The sequence below is a fragment of the Nocardia panacis genome (genome assembly GCF_003598715.1).
Taxonomy (GTDB): domain Bacteria; phylum Actinomycetota; class Actinomycetes; order Mycobacteriales; family Mycobacteriaceae; genus Nocardia; species Nocardia panacis.
The window spans coordinates 75,788-97,336 of sequence record NZ_QZFU01000045.1; the positions used below are offsets into that span (position 1 = coordinate 75,788).

The following is a 21,549-nucleotide window of genomic DNA, read 5'->3' on the forward strand; positions in this document are numbered from 1 at the left end:
ACCGGAATCCCGGTGGGGCGCTCTGCTATGGGTGGCCGATGTCAAGGGCGCTGTCGGCGCGGCGGCGGGCATCCGCGCAGCTCACCACGCTCGGATTCGGATGCCGAAAGATAGCCACCGGATTCGGCTACGCGTGGCGCGCCCCACTGTGGTTGGATTTCCGCCATGAGCACGCCGCGCACCGTCGCCGCCGAAGAGTATCTACCCCGCGACACTGCGGATGTTGTTCGCACCGTGCGGGATTCGCGGGTCCGCGCGGGTCGGCTCACGGTGGTCGGCGGCGACCCGGTCGACGAGGGCTTCGCGCTACCCGATCAGCGCGCCGTGGTCTCGCTGCGCCGAATGAATCAGGTCCTCGATATCAACCTGGGGCGCAAGACCGTTCGCGTGCAGGCGGGCGCGAAACTCTCCGATATCGACCGCAGGCTCGGCGCGCACGGCCTCGGCCTGCCCATCGTCGGCGACCACCGCGATATCACCGCGGGCGGCTTCGCCTCGGTCGGCGGCGTCAGCACGGCCTCGCACAAGTATGGCCTGTTCACCGATCAGGTGGTCGATCTGGAATACGTCGACACCGACGGCCGGATCGGCACCTGCGGCCGCGACCACCACACCGAGCGCTTCCATCGCATCCTCGGCGCGAGCGGGCGCGCGGGCATCATCACCGCGCTCACCCTCGACGCGGTGGAGGTCGACAAGGAGCACACCTGGCTCACCACCGACGCGCACCGCTTCCTGGACTTCGACTCCTTCGTCGAACACGCCTACCTGCACATCACCCGGCCCGGTGGGGCGGCGCTGCAGGTGGGGCGCTGGGTGGACACCGCCCCGCTCAAGGTGGCGCGCCCGGTCGGCACCGGCAATATCCAGCTCGGCACGGTGCGCTTCGGCCAGTGGTCGAGTCTGTTCCCGACCACGCCGACGCGCGGTCTGCGGGCCAGGCGCGAGGCGGGCACCCGAACCCGAAAGTCGCTGGGCGCCATCGCTTCCGCCGCGGGTGGCCGCGCCGGTATGCCGGTCCGCAACGCGGCGGCGGCGGCGCTGATGTTCGCACCCAAGGTGCTCACCCTGCGCGACGCCGAGTACCTGGCCGACACCCAGCTCAGCTCCTCCGAGCGCGGCCCGGCCTACCGCGTCGGCATCTTCGCGCCCGTCACGAGCTACACCTCGGTCTTCTACCGCCTGCACGACCTGTTCGCCGGGCATCGGGAGCGCACCGGCTGCTTCACCGTCATCTCCGCCATGACCTACGGGGTGCGCTCGCCGTATCTGCGGGACGAGGCCACCGCGCGCGGCATCCCCGGCGCGGAGCACGGCCTGATCACCTTCACCTGCCGGCTGCGGCCCTCGGCGCTGCCGTCGGAGTTGTTGCGCGACATCGTGTCCGGGATCGATGAGATCTGCCGCTCCGAGCACGCCATGCGGTACGAGTCGGGCGAATAGCGCCGTCGGGGCGGTCCGCGCCGTCGACTGTCCGGCGCGGGCCGTACCAAGCCGAACGGCGGGTTCGCCGCTACTGGGTGGCGCGGGTCAGGCGCAGGACCGGGATCGTCCGATCGGTCTTCTGCTCGTACCCGAAGTATCGGGGCACCGCCGTGCCCATCTTCTGCCAGGCCCGTTCGCGCGCCTCGCCCTCGAGTTGCTCGACATTCACTCGGAATTTCTCGCCGCCGAACTCGACCCACACGCGGTCCGGATGCGCGGCGACATTGTTGTACCAGGCCGGGTTCTTGACCGCCCCGGCGTAGGAGGCGGCGACAAGCCAGCCATCCCCATCCGCGACCCTGCTGATCGTCACGTGGCGCTCCTGGCCGGATTGCGCGCCGATCGTGGTCAGATACAGCAGGTCCATACCCTGGAAGCGATCGCCCTGCCAGCGGTGCAGACGTTGCATGCCGCGCATCATCAGGTGGGTCAGCGGATTGGACGGCATCGGACGGCCGCCGCGCGTCCCGTTCGGGATCTTGTGGAAGCTCATGGCCGATCCTTTCTCGATGGGGGACCGTGATCCATCCAGCATCGCACCGGATCGGTGGATGCGCCGCTTGCAGTGCGCGTGCCGCGGCGCGGGCGGGCAGCGGATTCTGCACGCCCGCATCGAGATCCATGACGTGGAGAGGGTGGCGAAGGTGACCGGCGGTGGTCCTTGTCACCCGCGCTTGTTTTCCTACCCGAAGTAGCGTCTAACTTCGGGTGAGATCGAGCAGGTAGCCGGTGATTCGTTCGATCTCGGCGGGGGAGTGTTCCGAACCCCAAGCGGCCGAGCAGCTGATCCCGTCGGCGGCGGCCACGACGACGCTGTAGACCCGCTCGGGCAACCCGTCGGCGGCCAGGCGCTCGTCCCACCACGTCGCGTCCGCGCGGGCCAGTTCCAACACCGCGGGTTCGGTGCTGAGCAGCGATACCAGTGCGGAGAAATCGCGGGCCTCCCCGGCGAGGGCGGCCGGGTTCATTCGAGTGCGCACATACGCGCGGACGAATCGGCCCGCCTCCTGATCGTGCGGATCGACATTGTTGGCGACCTCTTCGCGGAAGCCTTCGAGTAGATCGTTCGCCAGGGCGCGGAACAGTTCGTCCTTGGAGGTGAAATGGTATTTCAGCCCGCCCTTGGAGACGCCCGCCGTGCGGGCGATCAAATCCAGCGAGGCGGCGGGGCCGAGCTTGCGGATGGTGGTCGCCGCGGCATCGAGCACTTGGCGGCGGGTGTCCAGCGCGCTGCGGCCATTCACGCGGCCCATATCTCGTCTCCCTGGGTTTCGAGGTGATCGGTGTCCATCTTGACAGCTTTATCGATTTGCCAAACTATACCGCCCGGGCGGTACAGTTTCTGGTATGTCCAAACCAGTCGTCTCGGCCCGCCTCGACCGACCACCCCTCTCGGCCGCGCGCCGCTGGGCCGCCCTAGGTGTCCTCGTCCTGTCCGTTCTGCTGCTCGCGGTGGACGGCACAGTGCTCTACCTGGCCGTCCCCGCGCTCACCGCCGACCTCGGGCCGACCGCCACCCAGATCCTGTGGATCGGCGACATCTACTCGCTGGCACTGGCCGGACTGCTGGTCGTGATGGGCAACCTGTCCGACCGGCTCGGACGAAAGCGGTTGCTGCTCATCGGATCCGGAGCCTTCGGCCTGGCCTCACTGCTCGCGGCCTTCGCCAGTTCCGGTGCCGTGCTCATCGTGGCGCGACTGCTGCTCGGCATCGCCGGGGCGACCATCATGCCCGCGACGCTGTCCATCATTCGGGACATGTTCCGCGAGCAGGCCGAACGCACCCGCGCCATCGCCATCTGGTCCGCCGCCTCCGCGGGAGGCGCGGCCCTGGGACCGGTGATCGGCGGCGCGCTGCTCAACCACTTCTGGTGGGGCTCGGTCTTTCTCATCAACTTCCCCATCACGCTGCTGCTGATCGGCGCGGGCGCGGTGCTGCTACCCGAATCACGCGACCCCGAACCCGGCCGCTTCGACCTGATCTCGGCCGTGCTGTCCCTCGGCGCCATCATCCCCGTGGTCTGGGCGGTCAAACGCGCGGTCACCGCCGGATTCGATCTCGGCGTCGCCTTCGCCTTCGCGCTCGGCCTCGGCATCGGATGGTTGTTCGTCCGACGACAGACACGACTGACCAACCCGCTGCTCGATGTCGAATTGTTCCGGCAGCGCGCGTTCTCCGGCGCGATCCTGTCGAACTTCGCCTCGGTCTTCGCGCTCACCGGAATGCTGTTCTTCTTCTCCCAGTACCTACAGCTCGCGCGCGGATTCACCCCCTTGCAGGCCGGTCTCTCCGAACTACCGGCCACCGTGGGCGGACTCGGGGGCATCGCCCTGATCGGCTTGTTGATGACCCGCCTGGGACCCGGCCGCACCACCGCCGTCGCCCTGGCCACCAGCGCCATCGGCCTGGCCCTGGTCTCCCTCGCCGAAGGCGCGGAACACTTCATCTGGCTGGCCCTGGCCATCACCTGCGTCGGCCTCGGCGTCGGCATCGTCCAAACCGTCACCAACGACTCGGTGGTCTCGGCCGTCTCCCCGAACAAGGCGGGCACCGCCGCCGCGACCTCCGAAACCGCCTACGAACTCGGTATGGCCTTCGGCGTCGCCCTTCTCGGCTCCGTCGTCACCGCCTTCTACCGCGCGTCCGTCCCCATCCCCGCCGACCTCCCCCAAACCCACCAATCCGCCCTCTACGACTCTCTAGCCGCCGCCCTGCACACCCTCACCCCCGACTCCCCGGCCGCCGAAGCGGCCCGCACCGCCTTCACCACCGCCATGCAATCCACCGCCCTGATAGCCGCCGCTATCACGGCCATCGCCGCGGTAATCGCCTGGCTCACCATCCCGTCACCCAGACCCCAACCCTGAAATCCCCACCGGCCCATGCGATTGCGCTCCGCAATCACCTGGGCCGCTGGTCCGCGAGTGTGTGTGGCACGCACCGGGTACAGTCCAGTCGGGCAGTCCATGACGAGCGGGGAGGCGGATGGTCGACGATCGAGAAGTTGGAGCGCGATATCCGCTCGCGTTTCACTATGAATTGAATGGTGGCGGGGAAGTCGTCGATTTGGAACGTGAGGATACCGGGGGGCCGGTTGGTCATCCTTATGATCCGAACAAGATCGATATCGTTACCCGCCCCCTCTCTGTCGGCCTGATCCTGTCGCGTTTGCGTAAGGGCGGCATCGACCTACAGCCGGACTTCCAGCGAAATGCGGGAATTTGGAGTGATACCAACCAAAGCAGACTGATCGAGAGCATGCTGCTTCGGATTCCACTCCCGGCGTTCTACGCGGCGGAGAACGCCGGTGATATCTGGGCGATCGTCGATGGTACGCAGCGACTCACCGCGATCAGTCGGTTCATCGACCCGGAATCCGTGCACTTGCCGCCACTCGTGCTGCGCGATTTGAACTATCTCGACTTCAATGGTTCTCGTTTCGCCGATCTGCCGGGACAATTGCAGACTCGGCTGGAGGAGACCGAGCTGGTTCTGCATTTGATCCGATTGGGTACACCGGAGGAAGCGAAGTTCAATATCTTCGCCAGGCTGAACACCGGTGGCCTACCGCTGACGACGCAGGAGTTGCGGCATGCTCTCATCCCCGGACCGGCGCGGGAGCTGTTGGCCGAGCTTGCCGCGTCGGTCGAATTCCAACAGGCGACGGTTGGCTCGGCGAACCGCAGCCGAATGGCCGACCGGGAGATGGTGCTTCGATTCATCGCCTTTCTGAGGTCCGATCCCGGCGAGTACGACGATTGGGACTTCGATCATTTCCTGCGGGAGGCGATGCATAGTATCAACGGTCTCGCATCCCATGAGATCGATGATCTGCGGGTCACTTTCCGTCGGGTTATGACGGCCTCTCGGGCAATTTTCGGGAACGATGCATTCCGCAGGCTCTACGATCGGAGGACGGGGCGAAACCCGATCAACAAGGCGCTATTCGAAGCGGTCAGCGTCGGCTTGGCGAAACGGACATCGGAGCAGGTCAACGAACTGTGCGCGGCCTCTTCGGAGGTGGTCGCCGCATTAACGGAATTGATGAATTCCGATTCGAGGTTCGGGGCGTCGATCTCGACCATGGCCGGGGAACCGCCCAAGGTACAGACTCGGTTCAAGAGGATCGACGACCTTTTCGCACGCTTCGATGGGAGCTGATTCGATGCTGACCGGGGTGGAGCTGGTCAACTTCAAAGCCTTTGCCCAGCAAGAGATGCCGCTTCGTCCGCTGACGCTGCTGACGGGTCTCAACTCGTCCGGGAAGAGTACGGTGCTGCATGCATTGGCGCTTCTTCGGCAGTCGGCGGATGCGGGAACGCTACCTGCGGGGCGGAAACCGCTGGGTCACCACGGGTTCACTCTCAATGGTGATCTCGTCAGCCTCGGGACAGGGCGCGATGTGCGCCATGAGGCATGGGTGAAGTTCTCCGACGCGGATCCCGGTGGCATCGGCATCGGGCTGATCGGTGCCTCGGGTGCTTCGTGGCAGTGGTCGGTCGACTACGTGGCCGACGATGACCTCTTGTCGCTCAGCAGCGACAACCCACTTCAGGATCGGCACCGCCCGAATCTTTTCGATCCGGGGTTCCAGTACCTGCGTTCCGATCGGATCAATCCCGCGGTGAGCTATCCGCGATCCGCCGCGGGACGTCGCGGATTCCTGGGGGTTCATGGCGAGCATGCGGTCAACATCCTGCGCTTGCGTCAGGACGATAGCGTGCCTGCCTCGGTACGACATCCCGACGCTGTCTCGGCCTCATTGCTACGCCAATCAGAGGCCTGGCTCGGAACCTTGTGCCCCGGAATCAATCTCTCGGCGACAGATATCACGGGCACCGACTCCGTGCGGCTCGGATACCGTTTCGGTACGGGCGGTCTCAGCTCATCGAACCCCTACCGGCCGACCAACGTCGGGTTCGGCCTCACCTATGCGCTTCCGATCGTCATTGCCTGTTTGACCGCAGTGCCCGGCAGTCTCATCCTGCTCGAGAACCCCGAAGCGCACCTGCATCCCCGTGGCCAGTCGGCCATGGCCGAGTTGATCGCCCGCACATGTGCCGCCGGTGCCCAAGTGCTGGTCGAGACGCATAGTGACCACGTGCTCAATGGTCTGCGGATCGCCGTGAAGAATGGGATTCTGCCGCATGATCAGGTGTGCCCGTTGTACTTTCGCAGGGACGATGATCACGTGCACCGGGTCGAGGTGCTCGATCTCGGTCCCAAAGGGACGATCTCGCATTGGCCGGAAGGTTTTTTCGACGAGTGGGATCGCGCATTGGATGAACTGATCGACTGACAGCCGAAGCGGAGGGGGATCGGTGCCGGTACTGCTGGTGCTCAACGAATTGTCGTGCGCTCACCAGATGCCGCAGGAGAGCGTCGGCCGGGCGATGGAGGCGTTTGTCGCCACGTTGCGCGCTGTCGAATCTGCCGCTGTGCTCGTGACCTCGGAGAAGCTACCGAATATCGAACTCGCGCAGGGGTATCCGATGTCGCGCTGGGCTGCGGACGGTCGCAACCGCGATCTGTGGCGGGCGATTCGGCTGAAGCAGAGCAGGGCGCCGTTCACCTTCGCCGAGCTCGAACCAGTAGGCCCCGAGGACGGGGAGTACCGGCACGAAGGCGTATTGGCGAAAGGTCTGGGCGTCGCGCACGGCCACGAGGGCCTTGCCGTGAGTCTTGCGACCCATGGCAATTGGTCGAAGACCAGTGTCGGCCTGACCAGGCTGTGGATCGAAGCCGATCAGGTCAATGACGCCGAGGTGGTGGTGCGGCATGCCTCGTGTGCGGATCATGTTGATTCGCATACGGATTGGTTGAAGACGTGTGAGCTCGACGCCACCGTCGAATCCGGACTTCAGATTTGGACTCGCCGCGCCGACTACTTTCCCTCGCTCACCTTCCTGGCACGAGTTCAAAATGATCTCGGGACGCTCACACCCCAATGGGTGCGGCCAGTGCTCATTCGGCTCCGCGAGTTGGACATGGCCATTGGGGGATGGCGTCGAACCGGCGCCGCGCTGCCGGTTTGGGGGAGCCACACCACCGGGGAGTACGAGGGCCGCCGCCGCATCTGTGAATTCGAGGATATGGATGGCGTGACACAGGTCTTCGACTGGCATTCGCGTTTCACACCCGGCCACGGACGGATCCACTTCCGCTTGGTCAGTGCGGATCGGTCTGCTCGGGTGGCCTATATCGGTCGCAAGCTCGGGGTCTGAAGTGGCTCAGCGGAAGCGCTCTATTTCCGTCACGAGGTGGGCGGTGAGCGGAGTGGGGCCAGTCTTCTTTTGTGGTGTCGAGGTAGACCTCGCGGGTGTGGGAGAGAGCTGGGTGGAGGTTGGGTGGGAGGTGGGACAGTGCCCAGGTGGCGGCGCGGTCTTTGGTGGTGATCTCGCCGGTGGCGAGGATCATTCAGACTCGGGCGAGGACCAGTAGGGCGTTGCGGGTGTCGTCGGCGAGGCTGTCTTGGAGGTCTGGGAGGCAGGCGAAGAGGGATTGTTTTAGGTGGGAGCGATCGGTGACGACGAGTAGGTCGAGGTCGCTGTAGGGGCGCAGTTCGCCGAGTACCGCCGAGCCGTGGTGGTAGATGCCGATCACGTTGTCGGCGAGGATGTCCTGGATGAGCCGAACGACCGTTGCCTCTTGCGTCATGCGGGGCACGGTAGCGAAGGCGCGGGGCGGTGTCGAAAGATTTTGGGTCGGAAACGAATCCGCCCGCGGCCGGTGCGTCGGCTGCGGGCGGGGCGGGGAGCGGAGTGGTCAGCCGGCGGCGGTGTCGGGGATGCGGGCGTCGGGGCGGGAACCGGAAGGCACGTCTTTCTTCAGGCTGGCCGCGTACACGTCGACGTATTCCTGGCCGCCCATCTGCATGAGCTCGTACATGACCTCATCGGTGACGGCACGCTCCACGAAGCGGTTGCCGCCCATACCCTCGTAGCGCGAGAAGTCGATGGGCGCACCGAATTTCACGGTGACGCGCCGTCGCCGCCAGCGGAACGGCCCCGGCGGGCTGACCTCGTCGGTGCCGATCACGGCGACGGGGATGACGGGGACGCCGGTCTCCAAGGCGAGCCGGGCCATACCCGTCTTGCCCTTGTACAGGCGGCCGTCGGGGGAGCGGGTGCCCTCCGGGTACAGGCCGACCAGTTTGCCCTGGTCGAGCAGTTTGCGGGCGGCGTTGAGCGCGTCCTCGGCGGCGTCGGCGCCGCTGCGGTCAATGGGGTACTGACCGCTGGCGCTGAAGAAGAACTTCTGAAAACGACCCTTGAGGCCGGGGGTGCGGAAGTATTCGGCCTTGGCCAGGTAGTTGATTCGGCGCGGGCTCATCAGCGGCGCGAACAACCAGTCGGCGAAGGACAGGTGATTACCCGCCATGATCGCCGGTCCGTCGGCCGGGATGTTCTCCACACCTTCCACCGTGGGTCGGTTGTAAGAATGGATGAACGGTCCTATCAGCACGAACTTGAGCAGCCAGTAGAACATGACGTCCTTCCCCCGGAACCGGGATAGAAGCGAGCACCTGCGTCAGAGCGACTGTACCGCTGGTCGGCGATCACATCCAAGCGCGGGTGCGGCCCGTGACACCCGGATTCAGCGGGCCGATCGACCGGCCGCGACCGGCCCGCCGTCGGCTTCGGCGAGGGTGGCCCGCGCCAGTTCCGCCGCGCCGATCATGCCTGCCGCCTCACCCAATTGGGTGGTGCGGATGCGGGCGAGCGGGCGGTGGCCCGCGCCGGTGACGGAGGCGGCGTAGTGTTCGCGCGCGTCATCGAGGAACAGCGGCGCCGAACTGCTCACTCCGCCCGCGATGACGATCAGGTCCGGGTCGAAGATATCGCTGACGAAGGCCAGTCCCAGCCCGAGCCACCTGGCGAAATCGGCCAGCACCCTGGTGGCGAGCGGATCGCCGTCCTGGGCCGCGCCCGCCACCCGGCGGCCGGTGAGCGAGCCGGGATCGCGCAGCACATCCTTGGCCAGCACCGAACGCACCGGATCGGTGGCCAGCAGTTCGATGGCGGTGTCGGCCAGCGCTGTTCCGCTGCAGTACCTTTCCCAGCAGCCGCGTTTGCCGCACGGGCACCCTCTGCCGTCGGGCACCACCTGCAGATGGCCGAGTTCGGGTGCCACGCCGTGGGTTCCGCGATACAACCGGCCGCCGATGAGCAGGGCCGCGCCGATCCCGGTGCCGATGGCCACCAGCACCACATTGTGTCCGCCCGCCGCCGCACCGAAACGGTATTCGGCCCAGGCGGCGGCGTTGGCGTCATGTTCGAGGATGACCGGGAGTGCCAGCCGCTCGGTGAGCCGCCGGGCCACGGGGGCGTCCTTCCACGGCAGGTGCGGGGCGAAACGCACGGTCGAACGGTCGCCGTTGATGAAGCCCGCCACGGCCAGACCGACCGCGCCGATGCGATGGCGGTCGCTCAATTCGCGCACCGCGCGATCGAGAGCGTCCTCCAAGGCGCGCGCCGCGTGCGGTGTCGGGGCCTGCACGGTGTCGAGCACTTCGCCGTCGGCGTCGACCACCGAGGCGCGGATATTGGTGCCGCCGACATCGATGCCGACGGTCAGCGGGGCCTGCTGCCGCGTCATTGTTTGATCGTCACGGGGATACCGACGTACTTCGCCCGCCCCTCCCGCTCCGTCGGGGCGCCCTCGGGGGCCGAATGATGGTGCGGTGCACCGGTTTCCGGATCGTATTCGGGGGGAAGCACGGGTTCGACCGGAACACCGGCCAGCGCCTCGCGCAGCACCGTGACGATCGCGGTGCCGTGTTCGGCGACGGCGGCGAGCACATCGTGGTGTTCGCCGCCCACCAGCGCCGCGGCCGCGCACAGCGGACACCAGGAGCAACTCGACCATTCGGCCTGCCCGGCCATCGCGCCGCGCCGCAGCACGGGCTCGACCCGCTCCAGCATGGCCTCGGCGAGCAGCCGCAGTTCCTCGGCGAATTCGGTGAGCCCGTCGTGCTCGGTGGGTCCGGTCATATCGGCCACACCTCGGGGTCCGGGACGAAACGCACCGTTAGGTAACCCTCGGCGAGTTCGGCCTGTTCGACCGTGCACCGCCGCAATACCGGGGCCAGGCGCACGCGGCGTCGGACCCCGTCCGCTCCCACGATCAAATCGTCCTCCACTCGTCCCAGTCGCAGCGTCGCCGGATCGACGACCGGCAGATGCAGCCGCAGCGCGTACACCGATTTCAGTCCGGCGCCCGATTCCCATCGAACCACCGGCGCGCCGGAATGCGCGCGCGCGGGATTCGCGCCGAGCATCGGGTCGTCGTCGACCGCGTGGGAGAACGCCGTGAGCGAGGCCAAGCCGACCGGTTCGGGGCCGGTATGACCGCTGATCAGCACCGGCACCTCGCCCGCGGTGCGCTCCAAATCGGCGATGACCGCCAATTGCTCGGCGCGGCGATTCGAATACCAGGACACCGCGGGATGGGCGGCCTGCCCGGATTCGGGGTCGGGCATGGGCGGCAGCACCTTGTTCACCACGATCGCGTCCAACCGCAGACCGAGCAGCGCCGCCGCCGAGCGCACCCGCGCCGACTCGGCCACCGTCACCCGCTCCGGCACCGTGACCAGCCGCGCGCCGGTTCGCGCCGGATCGGCGAGCAGTTCGCGAATCGCGGTGACCTCCTTGACGATTCGCTCCACCGCCGCCGCCAGCACGGCCCGCCGCAGTTCGCGTCCGCCCATACTCATGGCGCGCGCGTGCTGCGGCCAGATCCGCTCCAGATAGCCGAGCAGCGTCTCCGGCGCGGTCACGATGCGCAACATATCGGCGGTCGGCGGGCAGTCGACCAGCAGCAATTCCCATTCCCCGTCGGCCGCGTAGGCGGTGATCTCGGCGAGCATGAGCAATTCCTGCACACCGGGCAGACCCGTCAACTCGGCCGGATCCAGCGCGGTCGGATCGATGCCGTGCTCGTGACCGGCCCCGGACAGCACACCCGTCAACTCGCGGAACCTGTCCTCCAGCAGCGCGAGCGAATCCACCTCGATCACCGACAGATTGGGCAGCAGATCGGTGATACCGGTGACCGTGCCGGGATCGTGCGGGAACCGGAAACCGAGCGCGTCGCCCAGCGAATGCGCCTGATCCAGCGAGGCGATGAGCACCTTGCGGCCCGCACGGGCCGCGGCCAGCGCCGTGGCGCAGGCCAGTGTCGTCTTACCCACCCCGCCCTTGCCGATGAAGAGTTCGACGCGGGTGGCGTACCCGCTCAGCCTTCGACCCGTTTCTTCAGTTCCTTCAGGGCGGTATCGGTGATCACCTTCTCGGCCTTTCGCTTGAACATGCCGATCATCGGGATATTCAAATCGACGGTGAGTTCGTAGACCACCTCGGTGCTGCCGTCGGGGAGTTCGGTCAGTACATAACTGCCGTCCTGCGCCTTCTGCAGTTCGCCCTCGAGCAGGGTCCAACTGACCGCCCGATTGTCGGCGCGCCAGCGATAGGACAGCACGTAGGTGTCCTTGACCACGCCCGCGTCCAACACGAAGCGCGCCTTGTGCGCCCGGCCATCGGGACCCTGCTCGAGCACATCGACCGATTTGGCCGCCGAAACCCACTCCGGATAGGCGGATAGATCGGCGATGACGGACATGACCTGCTGTGCAGGGGCCTCGATGGTGATCGACCGCTGGGTCCTGTCGGCCATGGCGGGGGAGTATTCCTTTCGGCGACGGGTCAGGAACTGGTGGGTGCGACGCCCGCAGGGCGACCCGCCTCCAAGCGGGCCTTCACCTCGAAGGCCATATCCTTGCCCGCCACCCGGCGCGCGCGATTGGCCGCCAGTTGCTGTCGGGGCGTCATCGGGCGCGGCGGCGCGGGTTCGGCGTGCAGGAAGTAGTGCAGGATCACCCCGTCGAGCGCGGGTTCGAGCCACACCTCCATGGTTCCGGTGAGCGCGCCCGCGATAGTCCAGCGGATTCCCTTGTCGGCGCGGTCTTCTCGCACCTCGACCAGGAGATCGGGCCACCAGCGCACCCAATTGGTCGGTCCGGCCAGTGCCTGCGCGACGGCGGATCCCGGTGCGGCGACGAAGGTCTGGTCCGCGACCTGGATGGTGCTCACGACTCGGCTCCGGGGAACACAGCCGTTGCGGCTCCGGGGAACACAGCCGTGCCGGCTTCAGGGAACACAGCCATTCCGGCTTCAGGAAACACAGCCGCGCTCCCGGCCGATTCGGTGATCTCGCTGGTTCGCACTCGCACGGTCCGAAGCGTAGTGGATGGCGGCGGATTCACCGCAGCAGCGTACGCAGCCGGGCGCCGAGGGCGTCCCAATGCCACTCGCGCCGCACCCACGCCCTGCCTTGCGCGCCCATGGCGGCGGCCGCGTCCCGGTCCCGCAGAATATCGACGATGGCCGCGCCGACCTCGGAGGTCCGGCGACCATTGACCACCCGACCCGTCCTGCCCTCGAGCACCGTCTCGGGCGCACCGCCCGAATTGCCCGCCACCACCGGCACTCCCGTGGCCGACGCCTCCAGGTACACGATGCCGAGTCCTTCGACATCCAGCCCGGCCCCTCGGGTGCGGCACGGCATGGCGAAGACATCGGCGATGGTGTGATGCGCGGCCAGTTCCGCCGAGGGAACCCGGCCGGTGAACACCACGCTGTCGGCCACGTCGAGGGCCGTCGCCAGCCTGCGCAGCCGCTCCGCGTACGGTCCGCCGCCCGCGATGACCAGCACCGCGCCATCGATCTGCGCGCGGATCTCGCGCATGGCCGCGATGAGCGCATCCTGACCCTTGCGCGGCACCAGCCGCGACAGGCACAGGATGGTGGGGCGTTCGCCGAGTCCGTAGCGGGCACGCAATTCCGCGCGGGCCGCCGGATCGGGGCGGAAGGTCTCGGGATCGACTCCGGGCGGCAGATACTCCAGCCCGGCCTCCGGACCGAAGGCGGATGCGAACCGGTTGCGGGTGTAGCGGCTGACATAGGTGACGATATCGGTGTGGCGGCCGATCGCGCCCAGCGCCTGCCGCGCCCCCGGCAGCATCGACCAACCCACTTCGTGCCCGTGCGTACTGGCCAGGATCCGGGCCGCGCCCGCGCGGCGCAGTCCTGGCGACAGCAGCGCCAGCGGGGCGGCCGCGCCGAACCACACGGTGTCGCAGCCCTCGTCGCGCAGCAGGCGCGCCGCCCGCCGCAGCACCAGCGGGGTGGGCAGCATGAGGGTGGTGGGATGACGCACCACCTGGAACTTCTGTTTGGCATCGAACTTCAGGTGGCTGTCACCGCGCCAGCGCGGCGCGTACACCACCAGATCCTCGGGCCGCAGTTGATTCGTCAGCGCCTGCAGGTAGGACTGTATTCCGCCCGGCCGCGGCGGGAAATCATTGGTAACCAGCAAAGTTCGGGCCATGGGCAACAAAATACTTGGTGCGGCGCGCCCGGCTCTCACCCCACCTGATGGGCCAGCCAGCCGCGCCATCCGTCGACGAATTCGGCGCGGCCCGAACCGAGCGTCTCCCGCAGGATGCGATCGGTGCCTGCCGCGTCGAGGCGTCCCGCCGCGATCCGGTGATAGAGGTCGACGAGTGCGGTCTGCCCGAACCGCTCGGCGATGAACTGGTTGACCGACCATGCCTGTTCATACGCGAATGCCGCGCCCGCGCCGCCGAATTCGCGGTCGGCGGGCAGGTCGCGCGGTGGTTCGCCCGCGCGCAGTCGCGCGGTGAGGGTGGGGGCGATCTCGGCGAACCGATGTCCCTGGCCGTGCTGGGCGACGTAGTCGGCGAAACCCTCCAGCATCCACAGCGGCGCACCGTCGACCGTGCCGGCGCGGGCGGCCACGTGGGTGAGTTCGTGGCGCAGCAGCGTGCGCAGGCCGTCGGGGCCGACGCGGGCGCTCGCGTCGGGGCCGAAGACCACCCGCTGCCCGGTCGGGCGGGTGCCCGGCACGAAGGGGTCGGCGACCGAGGCGGCGGCGATCTCGGTGGGCAGGTCCGCGCCCGCGTGCACCAGCCCGGCGAATTCGGAGATATTCGCGGTCAGCACGACGACCGCCGAACCGGCCCAGTCACGACCCCACACCTGGCTGACCGCCGCGACCGCGCCGGGAAGTTCCCCGGCCAGCACCTCCATATCGCGGCGCTGACCGGGATGACCGACCACCAGCGATTGCGCGCCGTCCCCGGTGGACACCCGTTCGGCGGCGAGTTCCCCGAACGGCTCCATGGTGCGACGCACCGGATCCAATCGGGGATCGCCGACGGCGGCGCGAGCCTGTCCGACGACCGAATCCGCTGAGACCGCACCGGGTTTCGGCAGCACCGAATTGGGGACGAGCAGCAGCGCGCCGCAGGCGCCGGTCAGCGCGATGACCGCGGCGATGGTCAGACAGAACCGGAGGCGGCCGCGCGCCGCCAACCACCGTCGCATCTCACCCATGGCGAACCAGTATCACAGCGGTCCTCCGGTGGACCCTAGAAGCGCCGCGCCGAATGGAAGGGCGTGGCGCCGATCGGCGCCACCGCCACCGGCACCCCGAAGGTGGAGGCATGCACCATCAGACCGTTGCCCGCGTAGATCCCCACGTGTGAGATATCGGAGTAGAAGAAGACGATGTCGCCGGGTTGCATCTGGTCGCGGGCGACCGGGGTGCCGAAGCCCGCCTGCTGCGAACTCGTGCGTGGCACCTCCATGCCGACCTGTTTGAAGGCCCACTGCACCAAACCCGAGCAGTCGAACTGGCTCGGCCCGGTGGCGCCCCAGACGTAGGGGTCGCCGATTCGGGTGAGCGCGGCGGCCAGCGCGCTGGTGCCGCTGCCGGGCACCAGACCCTTCAGCAGTGAGTCCCGGTCGAAACCGGGTGGGAACGGTGTACCGGCCAGGGTGGCCTTGTCCCTGGTGGACAGACCCGTCCACGCCTGGACGACATCGGTGATGGCACCCGATAGGTCGGTGCGTTTGCGTTCGAGATCGGTGCGCACCGCGTCGGCCTTCTTGGCCGCGCCGCGGGCCGCCTCGTCGGCGGTGCGGGCGGTGGATTCGGCGGCGCCCGCCGTCTCGGCGGCCTTCTTGAAGCGGTCGAGTTGGTCGGCGGTTTGGGCGGAGATCAGGTCGAGGGTGGAGATCTGATCGAGCAGTTGCTGCGGGGAATCGCTGAGCAAAACCGAGAAAAGACGGTTGGTGCGCGCGCCCTGGTAGGCGGCGATGGCCGTGCGGTCGATGATCGGTTGGTAGCGGCGGACCTCGTCCTTGGCGTCGGCGACCTTTTGGGTGGCCTCGGCCAGTTTGGCGTCGGCGTCGTGCTGCACGGCGAGTTTGCCGTCGAGATCGGACTGGGCGTCGAGCGCCTGCTGATTGAGCTGTTCGGACTGGCGGGACAGGTCGATCATCCGCTGGATGGCGTCGCCCGCGCTGGAAGGGGCGACGGTCGGATCGGCGCCTGCCGGACTACCACCGCAGGTGGCTAGCACCCCGGCTGCGAACATGGCCCCCGCCAGACGAATACCGCGCTGTCTTCGGTGCGTGCTCACAGCAGGCCGTGCCCCGTTCTCTCGTTGTGGCTGTCCGCGGCTCGAGCTCGAGGTGCGCCCCCGAAACTCGGGAAGGTCTCGATTAGGTTACGGAACGGCGCGGGTCGGTGTCCAGGGAAGCGATGAACCGAGCAAAATCTTGATCCCGCACCGCCCATTTCGTGCCGCGGTGGGCCGCGCCGCGCACGGCCCGACGGGGAGTCTGTCAGAAGCGGCGCGCGCCCGCGAACGGCATGGAGGAAATCGGCGAAACCTGTACCGGGGTGCCCGAGGTGGAGGCGTGCACCACATTGCCGTCACCCGCGTACAGGCCGGAGTGGCCGCCACCGTAGAACGACACCAGGTCGCCGGGCTGCAGGTCGCCCATCGAGATGGGGTTGCCGTAGGCGAGCTGCTCGCCGCTGGTGCGCGGCACGTTCGCGCCCGCCTCGCGATAGGACCACTGGACCAGGCCGGAGCAGTCGAAGGCGTTGGGGCCTGCGGCGCCGTAGACGTAAGGTGCGCCGACCTTGCTGAGTGCGGCGTCGAGGGCCGACTCGCCCAGGGTCTTCCCGGGGGCGGAGAATGGCGGCGCGGGCAGCTCGATACCGGGCAGGCCGCCGGGGGGCAGCGGGATCTCATTGGGGATCTCGAAGGTTCCCACACCGGGGATGGTCACCGGCTGGGCCGACGCGGGGGCGGCCGGAAGCAGGAACGCGCCGAGGGTGGCAGCGCCGACAGCTCCGAAGGCGACGGCACGCCGCGCCTGTCGCTTGACGGTGTTGGTCTCCATGATGCGGTACTTCCAATCTGCCCCGCGACGCCGCACCCGGTGGCGCGTCGGACTCCGCGAGGTCTCGAAAAGATTACGAACACATCACGGCGGTTTGTAAAGTCACCGCTTTCCGAAATGGCCGTGCACCACAATTTCACTCGAGATCAAATGCGAGATATCTCACAACAATCACGAAAAGATAACTCTCGGTTGAATTCCGGGAGTCGTCGGTCCGCTACCCGGATCGATCCGGGCGGTGCGGGTACGACTCGCGGCGTACGGGGTATCAGGGTTTCCCCTGGTCGGTTGGCGCGTCATTGACACTGTGCGCCACACGATCGATGACCTAACGGTCTGTTTTCGGCAACCCCGGTGGGACGGTCCGTCCGCCGGGGGGTGACAATCCGACACGCCCGAAGGATTCATGCGATCCCTACAAAACTGTGATCTGTATCACATTTTATAATTCGAGATCATTTCGCCCGTTTCCGAGCGAAATCCGTCCGATGTAATTCGATGCACGCGGCGCGATCAGACCTGTCGTACCCGCGCCCTACGCTGCACGCCGTGCCCGTCCCAGCGCCGCGCCTGGCCAGACCCACCCAACTGGCGTTCGACGAACTCGACACGCCCCTCTACGACACCACCTTCGTCGTGGTCGACCTGGAGACCACCGGAACCAGTCCGGGCGACGACGCCATCACCGAGATCGGCGCGGTCAAGGTGCGCGGCGGCGAGGTGCTCGGCGAATTCGCCACCCTGGTCGATCCGGGCCGTGCGATCCCGCCCGCCGTCATCCAGATCACCGGCATCACCACGGCGATGGTCCGGGCGGCGCCGCGCATCGAGGCGGTGCTGCCCGGCTTCCTGGAGTTCGCCGCGGGCGCGGTGCTCGTCGCCCACAATGCCCGCTTCGACACCGCCTTCCTGCGGGCCGCCGCGGCCGCGAGCGATACGCCGTGGCCCGCCCCGCAGGTGCTGTGCACCGTGAAACTGGCGCGGCGCGTCCTGGGCCGCGATGAAGCGCCCTCCGTGCGGCTCGGCGTCCTGGCCCGGCTGCTCGGCGCGAGCACCGAACCCACCCACCGCGCCCTCGACGACGCCAGGGCCACCGTCGACGTGCTGCACGCGCTCATCGCCCGCGTCGGCAACCAGGGCGTGCACAGCCTCACCGAACTCCTGGACTACCTCCCGAACGTGACGCCGCGCCGGCGCGCGAAACGGGTGTTCGCGCAGGATCTTCCAGCGCTGCCCGGCGTCTACCTGTTCCGAGGTCCGAGCGACGAAGTCCTCTATATAGGGACCGCGGTGAATCTGCGGCGGCGAGTGCGCACCTATTTCACCGGTTCGGAGACCCGAGGTCGCATGCGCGAGATGGTCGAACTGGCCACCCGCGTCGACCACGTGGTCTGCGCGCACGGCCTGGAGGCGGGGGTACGCGAGTTGCGGCTGCTGGTCGCGCACACCCCGCCTTACAATCGGCGCTCGAAATTTCCCAAGCGCGGTTGGTGGATCTCCCTGACCGCCGAACCCTTCCCGCGTTTCGCCGTGGTGCGCACCCCGACGCGCGACGCGATCGGCCCCTTCCCGGCCCGCGCCGACGCGGCCGAGACCGCGGCGGTCATCGCGGAATTCACCGGTCTGCGCACCTGCACCGCCCGCCTGCCCCGCGACGGCGCGCATACCTGCCCGCCCGCCGTTGTCGGCGGCTGCCCCGCCGCCGGAGCGGCCCCGCTGGATCGCGCCGCCTACGCTCCCGCGCCGCGACTGGTGCGGGATCTCTTCGCCGGTCGCTCCGACGCGACACTGCACACGATGCTCGATCGCATCGAAACGCATTCCGCCGCGCAGCATTTCGAGGCCGCCGCGCGATTGCGCGATCGCACCGCCGCGCTCATCGGTGTTCTGCGCCGCATCCAGCGGCTCGCGGCTATCGCCCGCATCGCCGAACTCGTCGTCGCCCACCCGGACGGGGCAGGCGGGTGGGAGTTCTCCGTCATTCGATACGGCCGACTCGCGGGCGCGGGCGTCGCCGCACGCGGAACGCCGCCCATGCCGGTTGTAGAACGGATCGTCGCGGCCGCCGAGACGGTGATCCCTGTTGGTGACGCATCGCAGGAGGAGGTCCTCCGGCCCGAACACACTCCTATACATATGGCCTCGCACGAGCCCCACGACGACGGTCCACCATTGCGCGGAGCGTCACCCGACGAAATCGCGGTGATCGCACGCTGGCTGGCCCGCCCCGGCGTACGCATCGTCCACACCAGCGAGGGCTATCGGGAACCGCGCTACGGTGCCGCCCGGTGGGCAGGCTGGGCCGAGGTCGCGGCCGCGGCGGCGCGCGGCAACCCTCTTCAGGACGAGTATCTGGATAGGTAGCGCCTGCACGAGCCTGATTTCGCGACGGAACCACTTCCGCCCAGCAGCCGGGCGCGGGCCGGTGTCCCACTACGCTGAGCCCATGATTACCGCGATCGTGATGATCAATGCCGACAGCGGCCGCATTCCGGAGACCGCGCAGGCTCTGGCCGACACCGCCGGTGTCGCCGAGGTCTACTCCTGCGCAGGCGAGGTCGACCTGATCGCGGTCGTGCGGGTGCGCGACCACGAGCAGATCGCCGAGGTGGTGACCAATCGGATCGACAAGGTGGCGGGCGTGGTGCGCACCATCACGCATATCGCGTTCAAGTCCTATCGGCGCGCCGACGTGGAAGCCGGATTCTCGCTGGGCGAGTGAGCCTTTCGCTAGAGCGAGTTGGTGAGCGTCGCCCAGCGCTCCAGGAGCGCGGCGGCGGCGCCCGAATCGATGGCCCGCCCCGCCCGCGCCGCGCCGCGCGCCAACTCCTCGTGCAAGTCCATCTCGTGGTCGACCGTGCCCAGTGACAGGTCGTAGGCGAGGATGGCCGCCGCCGAATTCACCAGCACCGCGTCCCGGACCGGTCCGACCTTCCCGGCGAACACATCCCTGGCCACCTGTGCGTTGACCGTGGCGTCCCCGCCGCGCAGCGCGTCCAGATCGGCTCGGGCGATACCGATGCGGGTCGGGTCGATGGTCGTCTCGCGCATCCGGCCCCCGGAGACCACGAAGGCGTGGGTGGTGTCGGAGATGGTGATCTCGTCCAACCCGTCATTGCCGCGCACCACCAGCGCGCTGGATCCGCGTTCGGTGAACACGCCCGCGATCACCGCGAGCAGATCCGGGAACGCGCAGCCGATGAGACCGGCGCGGGGCTGCGCCGGATTGGTCAGCGGACCAAGCACATTGAAGACCGTGGGAATACCGATCTCGCTGCGCGCCTGCCCGGCGTAGCGCAGCGCGGGGTGGAACAGCGGCGCGAAACAGAATCCGATCCCCATCTCGCGCACGCAGCGCGCCACCGCCTCCGGACCGAGCGCCAGCTTCACCCCCAGCGCCTCGAGCACATCGGCGCCGCCGCTCTTGGAGGATGCGGCGCGGTTGCCGTGCTTGACCACCGGCACCCCGGCCGCCGCCACCACGATCGAGGACATGGTGGAGATATTCACCGAACCCGAGCGGTCCCCGCCCGTGCCGACGATATCCACCGCGTCGCCGTCGATGTGGACGAGTCGGGCGTGCCGCAGCATGCCCGCGGCCAGGCCGGTCAGTTCCGACGGGGTCGGACCCTTGATCTTGATGGCCACACCGAACGCGGCGATCTGCGCGGAAGTGGCGTTATCGGTGAAGATCTCGTTGATCACCCACGCCGTATCGTCGGCGGCGAGATCGCCGCCGTCCGCGAGAGTTCCGAGCACCTGCGGCCAGTTCCGCACAGTCATCGCGATGTCCACTTCTCCCGTCGGCTCAACCCGGCGCGCACCGGGTTGTCCCGAAGCAGCCTAGTGGCGCAGTCGGCGAAGCCGTCCATAGACCTGCGCGCGGCCGGAGCGAAGGCGGAGGTACGCCTTGGTTGGCCTGGAGATTCGGGCTCACCCACCCGCCGTGCGCATCTCAGGTTCCTCTCATCCGGACCTGTCATGATCGGGTCCACGCGACCAACACGCCGCGCCGCCATTCGAGACCGGCTCTGTCCGTGCGTTTTCCGACACGGAACAACAAGTTTCGCACCCGGCTACTCCTGTCGTACTACGACGAGTCATACTTACCGCGTGACGACCGCAGTAGGGACACCAGGATCGGCCATTACCCAGCGTGTGCATTCGCTGAACCGGCCCAACATGGTCAGCGTCGGTACCATCATCTGGCTGTCGAGCGAGCTGATGTTCTTCGCGGGCCTGTTCGCGATGTATTTCGTGGCCCGTGCCCAGGCCCACGGCAACTGGCCGCCGGAACCGACCGAGCTGAACATGAAGCTCGCCGTGCCGGTTACCACCGTGCTGGTCTTGTCGTCGTTCACCTGCCAGATGGGCGTGTTCGCCGCCGAGAAGGGCGACGTGTTCGGCCTGCGGCGCTGGTACGTCCTCACCCTGATCATGGGCGCGTTCTTCGTCGCCGGTCAGGCCTACGAGTACACGAACCTGGTCCGCGAGGGCACCTCGATCTCCAGCAGCGCCTACGGCTCGGTGTTCTACATCACCACCGGTTTCCACGGTCTGCACGTCATCGGCGGCCTCATCGCCTTCGTGTTCCTGCTCATCCGCACCAAGGTGAGCAAGTTCACCCCGGCCCAGGCCACCTCGGCGATCGTCGTCTCGTACTACTGGCACTTCGTCGACATCGTGTGGATCGGGCTGTTCGCCACGATCTACTTCGTCCGCTGATCCGCGCGGGCACAGCACATCAGCAGCATTAGTCGGTTCCGTCTACTTCCAAAGGGACAC

Annotated in this window: 23 protein-coding genes; 8 read left to right on the forward strand and 15 right to left on the reverse strand. The window is 67.7% G+C overall.

Going from position 1 to position 21,549, the window contains the following annotated elements; all coding sequences use genetic code 11:
* Positions 1-165 precede the first annotated feature (165 nt).
* Entirely contained in the window at positions 166-1,443 is a 1,278-nt protein-coding gene (locus tag D5S18_RS30895) for an FAD-binding oxidoreductase (RefSeq protein ID WP_120044663.1), read from the forward strand.
* Positions 1,444-1,513: 70 nt separating this feature from the next.
* Here D5S18_RS30895 and D5S18_RS30900 read toward each other — a convergent pair whose 3' ends face one another.
* Together D5S18_RS30900 and D5S18_RS30910 are read right to left on the reverse strand one after the other, a co-directional pair.
* Positions 1,514-1,978, reverse strand: coding sequence for a nitroreductase family deazaflavin-dependent oxidoreductase (locus D5S18_RS30900; protein WP_120044664.1), 465 nt, complete (start codon positions 1,976-1,978; stop codon positions 1,514-1,516).
* Positions 1,979-2,183: 205 nt separating this feature from the next.
* Positions 2,184-2,738, reverse strand: coding sequence for a TetR/AcrR family transcriptional regulator (locus D5S18_RS30910; RefSeq protein WP_120044666.1), 555 nt, complete (start codon positions 2,736-2,738; stop codon positions 2,184-2,186).
* Positions 2,739-2,832: 94 nt separating this feature from the next.
* Between D5S18_RS30910 and D5S18_RS30915 the strand changes: the two genes are divergently transcribed.
* The 4 genes from D5S18_RS30915 to D5S18_RS30930 all read left to right on the forward strand — a co-directional run bounded on the left by D5S18_RS30915 (position 2,833) and on the right by D5S18_RS30930 (position 7,710).
* A complete protein-coding gene (locus tag D5S18_RS30915; RefSeq protein WP_120044667.1) occupies positions 2,833-4,353 on the forward strand; it encodes an MFS transporter in 1,521 nt (506 codons plus the stop codon).
* A gap of 118 nt (positions 4,354-4,471) precedes the next feature.
* Positions 4,472-5,647 carry a DUF262 domain-containing protein gene (locus tag D5S18_RS30920; RefSeq protein WP_120044668.1) on the forward strand — a complete coding sequence of 392 codons (1,176 nt, stop codon included), beginning with the start codon at positions 4,472-4,474 and terminating at the stop codon, positions 5,645-5,647.
* A gap of 4 nt (positions 5,648-5,651) precedes the next feature.
* A complete protein-coding gene (locus D5S18_RS30925; protein ID WP_120044669.1) occupies positions 5,652-6,785 on the forward strand; it encodes a DUF3696 domain-containing protein in 1,134 nt (377 codons plus the stop codon).
* Positions 6,786-6,807: 22 nt separating this feature from the next.
* The gene (locus D5S18_RS30930) at positions 6,808-7,710 is read left to right on the forward strand and encodes a hypothetical protein (protein WP_120044670.1); all 903 of its coding nucleotides are present in this window, start codon (positions 6,808-6,810) and stop codon (positions 7,708-7,710) included.
* Here D5S18_RS30930 and D5S18_RS36495 read toward each other — a convergent pair.
* The 12 genes from D5S18_RS36495 to D5S18_RS30990 form a co-directional block, all read right to left on the reverse strand.
* Complete coding sequence (locus D5S18_RS36495) at positions 7,655-7,903, reverse strand: aminoglycoside adenylyltransferase domain-containing protein (protein ID WP_120044671.1); 249 nt, start codon at positions 7,901-7,903, stop codon at positions 7,655-7,657. The two genes, D5S18_RS30930 and D5S18_RS36495, sit on opposite strands and share 56 nt — an antisense overlap.
* Positions 7,904-8,143: a nucleotidyltransferase domain-containing protein gene (locus D5S18_RS30940; RefSeq protein WP_120044672.1), complete on the reverse strand. Its 240-nt coding sequence runs from the start codon at positions 8,141-8,143 to the stop codon at positions 7,904-7,906.
* Positions 8,144-8,251: 108 nt separating this feature from the next.
* On the reverse strand, positions 8,252-8,974 hold the full coding sequence (locus D5S18_RS30945) for a lysophospholipid acyltransferase family protein (RefSeq protein WP_120044673.1): 723 nt from the start codon (positions 8,972-8,974) through the stop codon (positions 8,252-8,254).
* A 108-nt stretch (positions 8,975-9,082) separates the two neighbouring features.
* Positions 9,083-10,084, reverse strand: coding sequence for an ROK family protein (locus tag D5S18_RS30950; protein WP_120044674.1), 1,002 nt, complete (start codon positions 10,082-10,084; stop codon positions 9,083-9,085).
* Positions 10,081-10,479, reverse strand: a complete 399-nt coding sequence (locus D5S18_RS30955) for a hypothetical protein (RefSeq protein ID WP_239004104.1) — start codon at positions 10,477-10,479, stop codon at positions 10,081-10,083. Before D5S18_RS30955 ends, D5S18_RS30950 begins: the two co-directional genes overlap by 4 nt.
* Positions 10,476-11,726: an ArsA family ATPase gene (locus tag D5S18_RS30960; protein ID WP_282434921.1), complete on the reverse strand. Its 1,251-nt coding sequence runs from the start codon at positions 11,724-11,726 to the stop codon at positions 10,476-10,478. The genes D5S18_RS30955 and D5S18_RS30960 overlap by 4 nt, the downstream gene beginning before the upstream one ends.
* Positions 11,723-12,160 carry an SRPBCC family protein gene (locus D5S18_RS30965; RefSeq protein WP_120044675.1) on the reverse strand — a complete coding sequence of 146 codons (438 nt, stop codon included), beginning with the start codon at positions 12,158-12,160 and terminating at the stop codon, positions 11,723-11,725. The genes D5S18_RS30960 and D5S18_RS30965 overlap by 4 nt, the downstream gene beginning before the upstream one ends.
* 29 nt (positions 12,161-12,189) lie before the next feature.
* Positions 12,190-12,576 (reverse strand): polyketide cyclase / dehydrase and lipid transport, encoded by a 387-nt coding sequence (locus tag D5S18_RS30970; RefSeq protein WP_120044676.1) that lies wholly within the window; start codon positions 12,574-12,576, stop codon positions 12,190-12,192.
* Positions 12,577-12,745: 169 nt separating this feature from the next.
* Positions 12,746-13,873 carry a glycosyltransferase family 4 protein gene (locus tag D5S18_RS30975; RefSeq protein WP_120044677.1) on the reverse strand — a complete coding sequence of 376 codons (1,128 nt, stop codon included), beginning with the start codon at positions 13,871-13,873 and terminating at the stop codon, positions 12,746-12,748.
* Between the two features lie 35 nt (positions 13,874-13,908).
* Positions 13,909-14,901: a hypothetical protein gene (locus D5S18_RS30980; protein WP_120044678.1), complete on the reverse strand. Its 993-nt coding sequence runs from the start codon at positions 14,899-14,901 to the stop codon at positions 13,909-13,911.
* A 35-nt stretch (positions 14,902-14,936) separates the two neighbouring features.
* The gene (locus D5S18_RS30985) at positions 14,937-15,947 is read right to left on the reverse strand and encodes an NlpC/P60 family protein (protein WP_120044679.1); all 1,011 of its coding nucleotides are present in this window, start codon (positions 15,945-15,947) and stop codon (positions 14,937-14,939) included.
* 250 nt (positions 15,948-16,197) lie between these two features.
* Entirely contained in the window at positions 16,198-16,764 is a 567-nt protein-coding gene (locus tag D5S18_RS30990) for a C40 family peptidase (RefSeq protein WP_120044680.1), read from the reverse strand.
* A 498-nt stretch (positions 16,765-17,262) separates the two neighbouring features.
* On the opposite strand from D5S18_RS30990, the gene D5S18_RS30995 reads away from it, so the two are divergent.
* Positions 17,263-19,128: a DEDD exonuclease domain-containing protein gene (locus tag D5S18_RS30995; RefSeq protein WP_120044681.1), complete on the forward strand. Its 1,866-nt coding sequence runs from the start codon at positions 17,263-17,265 to the stop codon at positions 19,126-19,128.
* A gap of 82 nt (positions 19,129-19,210) precedes the next feature.
* On the forward strand, positions 19,211-19,486 hold the full coding sequence (locus D5S18_RS31000) for an Lrp/AsnC family transcriptional regulator (protein WP_120044682.1): 276 nt from the start codon (positions 19,211-19,213) through the stop codon (positions 19,484-19,486).
* Between the two features lie 8 nt (positions 19,487-19,494).
* Here D5S18_RS31000 and trpD read toward each other — a convergent pair whose 3' ends face one another.
* The gene (gene trpD / locus D5S18_RS31005; protein ID WP_120044916.1) at positions 19,495-20,547 is read right to left on the reverse strand and encodes an anthranilate phosphoribosyltransferase; all 1,053 of its coding nucleotides are present in this window, start codon (positions 20,545-20,547) and stop codon (positions 19,495-19,497) included.
* Positions 20,548-20,877: 330 nt separating this feature from the next.
* Here trpD and ctaE point away from each other — a divergent pair, with 330 nt between their 5' ends.
* Entirely contained in the window at positions 20,878-21,489 is a 612-nt protein-coding gene (ctaE, locus tag D5S18_RS31010) for an aa3-type cytochrome oxidase subunit III (RefSeq protein ID WP_120044683.1), read from the forward strand.
* The last annotated feature ends 60 nt before the right edge of the window (positions 21,490-21,549 follow it).